This is a genomic window from Palleronia sp. (assembly GCF_042089775.1).
Taxonomy (GTDB): Bacteria; Pseudomonadota; Alphaproteobacteria; order Rhodobacterales; family Rhodobacteraceae; genus Palleronia.
Window position 1 is genome coordinate 1 of record NZ_JBELKF010000255.1, and the last position, 2,587, is coordinate 2,587.

Annotated in this window: 2 protein-coding genes and 1 pseudogene; 1 reads left to right on the forward strand and 2 read right to left on the reverse strand. The window is 69.6% G+C overall.

Annotation, left to right across the window (positions count from 1 at the left end; genetic code table 11):
- A partial coding sequence (locus ACFDS3_RS20800; RefSeq protein ID WP_375264227.1) for an ABC transporter permease occupies window positions 1-765 on the reverse strand: 765 nt, incomplete at its 3' end.
- A gap of 297 nt (window positions 766-1,062) precedes the next feature.
- Entirely contained in the window at window positions 1,063-1,980 is a 918-nt protein-coding gene (locus tag ACFDS3_RS20805; protein WP_375264228.1) for a hypothetical protein, read from the reverse strand.
- Between the two features lie 163 nt (window positions 1,981-2,143).
- On the opposite strand from ACFDS3_RS20805, the pseudogene ACFDS3_RS20810 reads away from it, so the two are divergent.
- A pseudogene (locus ACFDS3_RS20810) lies at window positions 2,144-2,587 on the forward strand (30S ribosomal protein S12 methylthiotransferase RimO); the annotation flags it as partial.

The following is a 2,587-nucleotide window of genomic DNA, read 5'->3' on the forward strand; positions in this document are numbered from 1 at the left end:
GATGATCGCGCCCGCGAGCAGGAAGGCGAATTGCAGGCCGAGGATGGTCAGCACCGGGATCAGCGCGTTGCGGACCCCGTGACGCCACAGGGCCTGTGGCATCGTCAGGCCCTTCGCGCGGGCGGTGCGGATGAAATCCTCGCCCAGCACGTCGATCAGGGCCGAGCGCATGACCCGCGCGAGGATCGCGGCCTGCGGCAAGGCCAGCGCGATGGCCGGCAGGGTCAGCGCCTTGATCGCCGCCAGCGGGTCGTCCCAGCCCGGGAAACCGCCGGCGCTGAACCAGCCGAGGTTGATCGCGAAAAGAAGCACCAGCAGCATGGCGAACCAGAAGTTCGGCACTGCGACGCCTAGCTGGGTGGCGCCCATCACCGCCACGTCGGGGCCGCGGCCGCGGCGGGCGGCGGCGATCAGCGCGGCGGGAAAGGCGATCGCGGTCGAGAGGGCAAGGGCATAGAGCGCCAGCGGCAGCGAGACCCAGAGCCGGTCGGCGACCATCTGCGCCACCGGGGTGCGGTAGGTGTAGGAGGTGCCGAAATCGCCCACGGCCATGCCGCCCAGCCAGTCGAGGTATCGCTGCCATTTGGGCACGTCGAGGCCCAGTTCGGCGCGCAGGGCGGCGACGGTGTCGGGCTGGGCGTTGATCCCCAGCATGAAGCGGGCGGGGTCGCCGGGGGCGATCTCGACCACCGCGAAAATGACCGCCGAGGCGACCAGCAGGCTGATCGCGAGCGAGATCAGGCGTTTGACGGCGTAGGCCAGCATGGCGTCACGGTAGGGCCGCGCCGATGCGGGGTCCAGCGGCAAAAATCGGGGTGCGGTGCGGGGTGTCCCACGATGGGACACGACTTCGCCCTAGTAAAATCAATGGCTTGCAGAGACGGATTTACCATTCGTCAACGAACAAGCCGTGAGACGGGACGTGCGAAGCCGGACCGGGGGCGGGTCATGGCGCTGCGAGCGGCCGGAAACTGGGAGCGCCGCCAACGGCAAAGGCAACAGCCCGCCGCGCGGGAACGCGGCGGGCTGCGTTAAAGTCCGGGCTGACGCGTGCGCGTCGGCTCAGTTGTTGTCCGACTGCCCGTCGGTGGAGTCGTCGGAGCCGCTGTCGTCGGAGCCTTCGGTGCCCATGTCGTCCGAGCTGTCGTCGGTGCCGGTGTCGCTGCCGGACGCGTCATCGGTCGAGCCCGACGTGTCCGAGCCGGTGGTGCCGCCGGTCGAGCCGGAGTCGGTCGCGCCGCCGGTAGTGCCGGTCTGGCCCTGGCCGCCGGTCTGGGGATCGATCGGGTTGCCCGTCGGATCATAGAACACCACGTCGGCACCCTCGCGCAGGCGGGTCTGGATGTCCTGCATGGCCTGCTGACGCAGGAATTGCTCGATCTGCGGACGGACCTGCGCCAGCGGCGGCAGGTTCTGCTGCCCTACGGCGACCGCCTGGTCATAGGTCTGCTGGACCGCCTCGTCGGTCACCGCGCCTTCCATCTCGCGCTGCAGCCAGATCTGGACCAGTGCATTGTCTTCGGTGGTCTGGGCCTCGCGTTCGACCAGCGCGATCACCTCGGGGTCGTCCTGAAGGTTCTGGCTGCGCGCCTCGGCGAGCACCAGTTCACGCAGGATCAGCTGTTCCAGCGCCATCGGGATGAGCATCTGCGGCGGCTGCTGCTGCATCTGCGGCGGCAGCGCGCCGATCGCGCTCATCAGATCCGAGCCGCGGATCTCGGTGCCGCCGACGGTTGCAACGACGGCGTCGGGCTGCTGGCCATCGGCCCCGTCAGAGCCGTCCATCGACTGGGCGGTGCCGTCACCGGCAGCGGTCGTGCCGTCCTCGGCCTCGGCCGCGGCGTCGGCCTGCGTCTGGTTCTGCGCGATCTGGCCGGTCTGGGTCTGTTCCGTCTGCGCGAAGGCGGGTCCTGTCGCGAAGGGGATCGCGAATAGCGCGGCGATGGCGGTGCCGCGCAGGAATGCGTTGGGCGTCTTCATGTCAATCTCCTCTCTATTTCCTTCCGTTCAGACGGCCAACAGACAACGCGGCGCCCTGTTCCGAACGAGGCGCGACGCGCGTCGGTCACGAAACGGCGACCGGCGGGGGGTGCCCGCGCACGACGCCCTTTCACGGGCGCGGCGTTGCGGCTATAGGCCAGCCATGCAGAATCCCCCCGATCTTCGCCCGGACCTGTCGCGCGCGCGGCTGACCGAGACGCGCCGCCCCGGCCAACCCACCATCGGCATGGTCAGCCTCGGCTGTCCCAAGGCGCTGGTCGACTCCGAGCGCATCCTCACGCGCCTGCGGGCCGAAGGGTACGGCATCTCGGCGGACTATTCCGGCGCCGATGCGGTGATCGTGAACACCTGCGGCTTCCTCGATTCGGCCAAGGCGGAAAGTCTGGACGCGATCGGCGAGGCGCTGGCCGAGAACGGCCGCGTGATCGTCACCGGCTGCCTGGGCGCCGAGCCCGACTACATCACCGGCGCGCATCCCAAGGTGCTGGCGGTGACCGGCCCCCACCAGTACGAGCAGGTGCTGGACGCGGTGCACGTGGCGGTGCCGCCCAAGCCGGATCCGTTCATCGACCTGCTGCCGGCGCAG